Here is a 6752-nt window from a genome sequence, read left to right on the forward strand (position 1 = left end):
CAGAACCCATCAGGGACAGCGAGCATGTCTCGCATAAAAGTCCGAATGTACGGGCGCAATCTTTATCTATAAACCGTTACTAGATGAAAGCTTGGCAAACAGGGGGCGTCCATGTACGTCCGGCCAACACCGCTTGCGCAATTAACGGCCTGCTCGCTAAGTGCTAAGATATGAGGCCCACGCTTCATCCGGAATACCCGCGTGGTGCATGGCGTCCGCCGAGCGCGTAGCCTCACATCGCTAGATGGGTAGAGTGGAGTGCCAATTGGTTCTAAACCTCGAAATCCGTAGCTACCAGACCGAGAACCCTCACCACCATCATGACTTTGCTCAGTTGGTATTGCCGGTTTGTGGCCGAATGGAGATCGACGTGGATGGCAGAGGCGGTTGTATAGACCCGTCACTCGCAGCCCTCGTCACTCCTGGCTCGGTACATTCACAGCTCACTCATTCAAATAGCCGTTTTTTGGTTTTGGACTGTGCGCCTGCGACGCTAGAAACCGTCCAATTGGAGCGCTTGGCCCAGCGCATATACCTACCTATCTCCACGGCTACCCGGCGACTCATCGAGTTTGCAGAGCTAATTGGTAACGAGCAGCTCTCTATTGCTGCCGTTCAACTGGTACCACTGCTTCTTTCGTCGCTCAGCTCCGAGGCCCTTCAGTCATCGTCCTCCATGGAACAGCTGGTCGCCCGGCTACGAGCACACCCTGGGGCAGACTGGAGCAACGAGGCAATGGCTCGTACAGCCAACATGAGCATGAGCCAGCTCCATCAACGTTTTCGGCAGCTCTTCGCAAAGCCCCCTCAAGCTTGGCTGACTCATTTGCGAATTGACGAGGCCCAACGATGGTTGCGTGGCACCTCGTTACCTATAGCTGACATCGCTTTGCGCACCGGCTTCTCCGATCAGGCGGCGCTTACCCGTGCCATGCAGCGGGTATGCAATACGACCCCGGCTGTTTATCGAAAAGCTCAAATACAGTCTCGGTAAAAAAATAAAAACTTATCGACAATATTGCCTTGGTAGCTCTCTTCAAACTTCACGCTTTGAGGTTCTGAGTGTTGATGAAATGTTTGCTGATCGATCACTGTTAAAAGGTGTCTGGTACGGTGTGTGTGCGGGTCTTTGCTGGGGCGTGATTTTCCTTGGCCCACAGCTAACCCCTGGGTTGAGCGGGTTACAATTCGCAGTCCTGCGCTTTCTATGCTACGGGGTGTTCTCAATCGCCCTGCTCATGCCGCGCTGGCGGCGTGTCCGCTCAAGCCTCACCATTGCCGACTGGATGTCACTTTTCTGGCTCAGCCTGATCGGAAACCTCCTTTACTACTCCCTTGTGGGAAGCGGTGTTCAACTCATTGGCATAGCTACAACGTCCCTGATAGTCGGGCTTATCCCGGTGCTCATTACATTGGCGGGTCGTAACGACGTAAACGCGGTTTCTCTACGAAAGCTTTTCCCATCGCTCTGCTGTGCTGTGGCAGGGGTGGTGATCATTAGCTCGCATGCACTAATCAATGGGAGTAACCGGTGTTCATCGGTTAGTAATATCGTTGGGATTTTGTGCGCGTTAGGCGCGTTGATTACTTGGAGTTGGTTTGCAGTGAGCAATGCTCGGCGGTTAGCTCTTGTTGCCAGCGTATCCTCCCATGACTGGGCTCTACTTACCGGGATAATGACTGGGGCCCAATCACTGCTTTTGGCAGTACCGGTTTTCGGTTTTCAGGCGGAAACGCATAGCACGTCCGAATGGTTACATTTCCTAATCGTAGCCGGCGGTGTAGCACTACTGTCGTCGGTTGTGGGAGGGGCATGCTGGAACCAGGCAAGCCGGCTGCTACCTTTGGCACTGAGTGGACAAGTGCTTGTGATAGAAACGCTAGCGGCGCTCGCCTTTGGTTTTTTGTGGGAGCATCGGCTACCTGATATGTCTGAGCTTGCGGCTATAGCGCTGTTGGTCATAGGGGTCGTTTGGTGCTTGAGTTGTCATCGTGTATCTCCCGCCCCTCAGCCTCTCGATGTTCAGCCGTCTGACTCTAATACTTAGCAATAGAGGTTCACTCTGGGAAGTCGATTGGCAGCGCTAAAGCGAAGTCTCGGGCGACCAATAGTGTGGCCGTAGCTCGGCGGGGTAAGCCGGATACGTTTGATTTCAGGCACCGCTGTAGTACCAACAGACGCGGTGGCTTTCAAATTCTGCGACTGACGGTGAATGAGCGAATGCGTGCAACGCTGCTGGCTATTCGGGATGAGCTGAAACCTTGGCGGTTTTCGGTTGCCGTCTATACCTCAACCCAGAAATGCACATCCTTACCCTGAGGATCGCTTCGCTGCATGTGCCCAAAGCAGGAGCCGTATGCGACGGCTCTGTGCGGGGGGGCGACAGGTAACTGCCAACCGTACCGCTATCGATTAGAGTTTGACACGCGAACCACATGCGTCGGCCAGATACAAAAAAAGCCACCGTAAAGGTGGCTTTTTGTATACGTGTAGGAATCAGTCGCCTCGATACTCACAACCGCTGGTGCAGGTCTCGTGAATACGAATGGCCGACAGCTCCGGCAGCAGTGGCTTCAATTGTTCCCAGATCCATTTAGCCAGTACTTCGCTGGTCGGGTTCTCCAGGCCGGGAATATCATTTAAATAGTTGTGATCAAGACGCTCATACAGCGGTTTGAAGATCGCTTTGATTTCCGAGAAATCACGAATCCAACCGGTGTGAGGATCAACCTTGCCTGCCAGATAGATTGCGACGCGAAATGAGTGCCCATGCAAACGGCCACATTTGTGTCCTTCCGGGACATGAGGAAGGCGGTGCGCAGACTCGAACGTAAACTCTTTGAAAATTTCCACAGTGTATTCAGCTCTAAAAAGTGGCATTCGCCGAAGCGAAAAAAAGCAGATGAGCAGTTTAACAGCAATGGTTTATCTGATGCGCTAAACAATGGGTTCGATCCGCGCTCAGTACAATTCAGTTTCGATTAAGTAGCAACGGTTATCCTAACCCAGCGCTAGCGGTGGCTGAATGCGTCGAACGCAGCCGTAACGTTCCACCCTTGGGATTTTCAACGATCAGGACACCCGATGAAATTGAGCGGACATCGACATTGGTTTCTCATCCTTACGCTCGCTGCTTGTGGTGCAGATGCAAGGGATCTGAACCAGGACGAAGCATTGAAATTGCGCCAGCAAGGCATGATCTTGCCGCTAGAGCAGCTCATCGAACAGGCGTTGAAGCTGTACCCTGGTGCGAAGCTGCTTGAGGCCGAGCTGGAGGAAGAACATGACCGCTATATTTACGAAGTAGAACTGCTCACGGCGCAAGGCGTCGTCCGGGAATTAAAGTTCGATGCGAGCGATAGCCGATTACTAAAAGACAAGGAAGATGATTAATGCGGCTGCTATTGGTTGAGGATCATGTCCCGCTCGCCGATGAGTTGATCTCAGGGCTCAACAGCAAAGGCTACGCCGTGGATTGGTTGGCTGACGGGCGTGACGCTGTGCATCAAGGTGCCAGTGAACCCTACGACCTGATAATACTCGACCTCGGGCTTCCCGGCCTGCCAGGCCTTGAAGTCCTGCAGCAATGGCGTAGTGGCGGATTACTCACCCCAGTTCTGATTCTTACTGCGCGTGGATCGTGGGCAGAGCGTATCGAAGGCCTCAAAGCCGGCGCCGATGATTACCTAGGTAAACCTTTCCACCCAGAAGAGCTGCAGCTGCGAATTCAAGCGCTGTTAAGGCGATCCCATGGTTTGGTCAACCAACCTACGCTGGAGGCTGCCGGGCTGCAATTGGATGAGAGTCGCCAATGTGTAGCTCAAGACGGCGTTGAGGTTCAGCTAACTGCAGCTGAGTTCCGCCTGCTGCGCTATTTCATGCACCATCCTGCGCAACTGCTCTCGAAGAGTCATCTGGCTGAGCACTTATATGACGGTGAAACCGAGCGTGACTCTAATGTCATTGAAGTACACGTTAACCATTTACGTCGCAAACTTGGCCGAGCAGTGATCGAGACACGTCGCGGGCAGGGTTACCGTTTTGGTGCAACGACCGAATGAGGTCCATACAGTCTCGCCTCAGTTTGGGGTTGATCAGCGTGCTGTTAATTGTAGGGCTGGCGTTGGCTCAAACCAGCCTGTGGTTGTTTGAGGCAGGGCTGCAACGCTATCTGGAGTCAGGTCTGCGCAATGAGAGCGAAAACCTGCTGGCCACGCTTACGCGAGGTCCTCAGGGTTTAAAACTGGATGAACTGCGCCTGGCACCTGCTTACCAGCGGCCTTACTCCGGGCATTACTTCCGCATTGACTTTTCACAAGGGCATTGGCGATCTCGATCCCTGTGGGATCTGGACCTGCCAGATCCTGTGACCGCTGGCCTGCATGCCAATTTTGAGTTGGGCAACAGTGGTCAGTCGTTGTTGGTATTGCGTGAAGACTACCGTCGGTTCGGCCACGATGTGTCGATCACAGTGGCGCAAGACTACACACCAGTAAACGCAAGCTTTGACCGTATGCGGCAGATTGGACTCGGTTTGGGTCTAGCGGCGTTACTGCTCATCCTCATTCTGCAACGTATCACCGTGCGGAGGGCATTACGGCCTCTTGAAAAAACCCGTGAACAGGTTGCCCAACTGCAGCGAGGACAGCGCTCCCAGCTCGACGCCCATGTCCCGCAAGAGCTGGAACCTTTAGTGGCTCAGGTAAACCACTTACTGGCCCACACTGAGGATAGTCTTAAGCGTTCACGCACCGCGCTAGGCAACCTCGGTCATGCCCTGAAAACCCCTTTGGCGGTGTTGCTCAGCGTAACCGAAGGTCCAAAGCTCGATGCTCACCTCACATTGCGCGACCTGTTGCGCGAGCAACTTGAGCAGATCGAGCGTCGGCTGTCCCGAGAGCTGAATCGGGCGCGTCTTTACGGCGACACGCTTCCAGGTGCGCAGTTTGACTGTGATATTGAACTGCCTGGTCTATTGGCAACGTTGGGCATGATTCACGGCCACCATCTTGAAATCATCAATGCTTCAGCGTCGGGAATGCACCTACCGTGGGACCGGGAAGACGTACTCGAACTATTGGGTAACCTGCTGGATAACGCGTGCAAATGGGCGGACAGCACCGCTTGTCTGACCATTACCGATCAACCTGGATACTACTGTGTGTTAATTGATGATGACGGGCCCGGCATTCCAGAGGCGCGTCGCGAGAAAGTATTCAGTCGTGGCGCACGGCTGGATGAGCAAATCCAAGGTCATGGCTTGGGTCTAGGAATTGCTCGCGATATCGTCGAGGCGTGGGGCGCAACGCTGCAATTACTAAGCAGTGACCGTGGCGGCCTTCAAGTGCGGATTGAAGTACCCAAAAAATAGTGGCCATTTGTATTGTTTCCCGACCCTAAATAGCGTTTTCTGACGAGCCGACGGATGTTTCTAAACTTTTTAATTTCCGGGCCGCTAATGATACAAGTGTATCGACTAAAACACTGGATCCCAATAAGAGTGGAAACTTATGCGTCTCAATTTGAAGGCCAAAGTACTGGCGCTGGCGGTATTGCCAGTGCTCATTTTCGCGCTGGTGATCAGCGTGACCACTGTCATGATGCTGCAGGACCAGGCGAAAAAAGAGGTTGATGAAACCCGCGAGCGGCTTTTGAGCGATGCCAAGACGAGCCTGCAAAACCTCGTCGCAGTAGCGTTAGGCGCGATTAAGCCAATGTATGACGCCTCTGCATCCGGCGACATGGCGGCGCGTGGACAAGCGGTTAAGATGCTCTCTGCCATCTCCTACGGTAAAGAGGGCTATTTCTTCGGTTACGACTCCGAAGCCGTACGACTGTTCAAAGGCAACAGCCCTGACGACATTGGCAAGAGCTTCAAGGACGTACGCGATGCCAACGGCGTCTACTACAACCGTGACCTGGTAGCTGTTGGCAAGGCCGGCACCCATTACCTGCGATATTCCTCGGCGCAGCCCGGCAAGCCTCAAGAAATTATTCCGAAGTTGGGTTACACCGAATACCTGCCCAAGTGGGACATGTCGTTCGGCTCGTCGGTCAGCATTGAACGGATAGAAGCTCAGGTTGCGGACGTGCAAAAGAGTGTCGACGCGCGCGTGCACAGTATGTTGATTAGCATCATCGGTATCGCCGTGTTGGTACTGATCATCATCGCAGTCATCGGCGCCTTCCTGACCGGCACCATCGTGCGGCCGTTACGCCAGATGAAAGCCAACCTGGATGATATTGCATCAGGTGATGGCGACCTGACCCGCCGCCTGACAGTATCCGGTAGTGATGAACTGGGTGAGTTGGCGGGCTCCTTCAACCGCTTCGTCGACAAGATTCATGGTCTTGTACGGCAAATCGCCGAAATGACGGCTCAGTTGTCTGGTTTAGTGGGCGAGGTGTCGGATCAGGCGCACCTCTCCGAGAAGGCGATGGAGCGTCAGCGCCACGAAACGGATCAAGTCGCCACGGCTATCAACGAAATGTCCGCTGCGGCCCACGAAGTTGCAAAAAGCGCTCAGGGCGCCGCTGTTGCTGCTCAGCAAACTGACGCTGAAGGCCAGGCGGCCAAGCGTGTGGTGGATGGCAGCATCAAGCAGATCCACGCGTTGGTTAACGACATTCGCAGCAGCGGGACATCCCTCGACAGCTTGCAGAATGATGTGTCTTCGATTGTTAACGTGCTGGGCGTTATTCGCTCCATCGCGGATCAAACTAACCTATTAGCGCTCAACGCGGCGATCGA

7 protein-coding genes are annotated in these 6752 nt (G+C 53.9%); 6 read left to right on the forward strand and 1 reads right to left on the reverse strand.

The window, feature by feature from the left end:
- Nucleotides 1-265: 265 nt before the first annotated feature.
- Together M0974_RS33300 and M0974_RS06405 are read left to right on the forward strand one after the other, a co-directional pair.
- A complete protein-coding gene (locus M0974_RS33300) occupies nt 266-994 on the forward strand; it encodes a helix-turn-helix domain-containing protein (RefSeq protein ID WP_367278966.1) in 729 nt (242 codons plus the stop codon).
- Nucleotides 995-1073: 79 nt separating this feature from the next.
- The gene (locus tag M0974_RS06405) at nt 1074-2048 is read left to right on the forward strand and encodes a DMT family transporter (RefSeq protein ID WP_297834196.1); all 975 of its coding nucleotides are present in this window, start codon (nt 1074-1076) and stop codon (nt 2046-2048) included.
- Nucleotides 2049-2497: 449 nt separating this feature from the next.
- On the opposite strand, the gene queD is transcribed toward M0974_RS06405, so the two are convergent.
- Nucleotides 2498-2854 carry a 6-carboxytetrahydropterin synthase QueD gene (gene queD / locus M0974_RS06410; protein ID WP_297834181.1) on the reverse strand — a complete coding sequence of 119 codons (357 nt, stop codon included), beginning with the start codon at nt 2852-2854 and terminating at the stop codon, nt 2498-2500.
- Nucleotides 2855-3085: 231 nt separating this feature from the next.
- Between queD and M0974_RS06415 the strand changes: the two genes are divergently transcribed.
- The 4 genes from M0974_RS06415 to M0974_RS06430 form a co-directional block, all read left to right on the forward strand.
- Entirely contained in the window at nt 3086-3394 is a 309-nt protein-coding gene (locus M0974_RS06415; protein ID WP_297834184.1) for a PepSY domain-containing protein, read from the forward strand.
- A complete protein-coding gene (locus tag M0974_RS06420) occupies nt 3394-4062 on the forward strand; it encodes a response regulator transcription factor (protein WP_297834186.1) in 669 nt (222 codons plus the stop codon). Before M0974_RS06415 ends, M0974_RS06420 begins: the two co-directional genes overlap by 1 nt.
- Nucleotides 4059-5372, forward strand: coding sequence for a sensor histidine kinase (locus tag M0974_RS06425; protein ID WP_297834188.1), 1314 nt, complete (start codon nt 4059-4061; stop codon nt 5370-5372). Before M0974_RS06420 ends, M0974_RS06425 begins: the two co-directional genes overlap by 4 nt.
- A 139-nt stretch (nt 5373-5511) precedes the next feature.
- Nucleotides 5512-6752, forward strand: a 1241-nt coding sequence (locus tag M0974_RS06430; RefSeq protein ID WP_297834191.1) for a methyl-accepting chemotaxis protein, incomplete at its 3' end; no start/stop codon positions are given.

The organism is Pseudomonas sp., from assembly GCF_026224925.1.
Taxonomy (GTDB): domain Bacteria; phylum Pseudomonadota; class Gammaproteobacteria; order Pseudomonadales; family Pseudomonadaceae; genus Aquipseudomonas.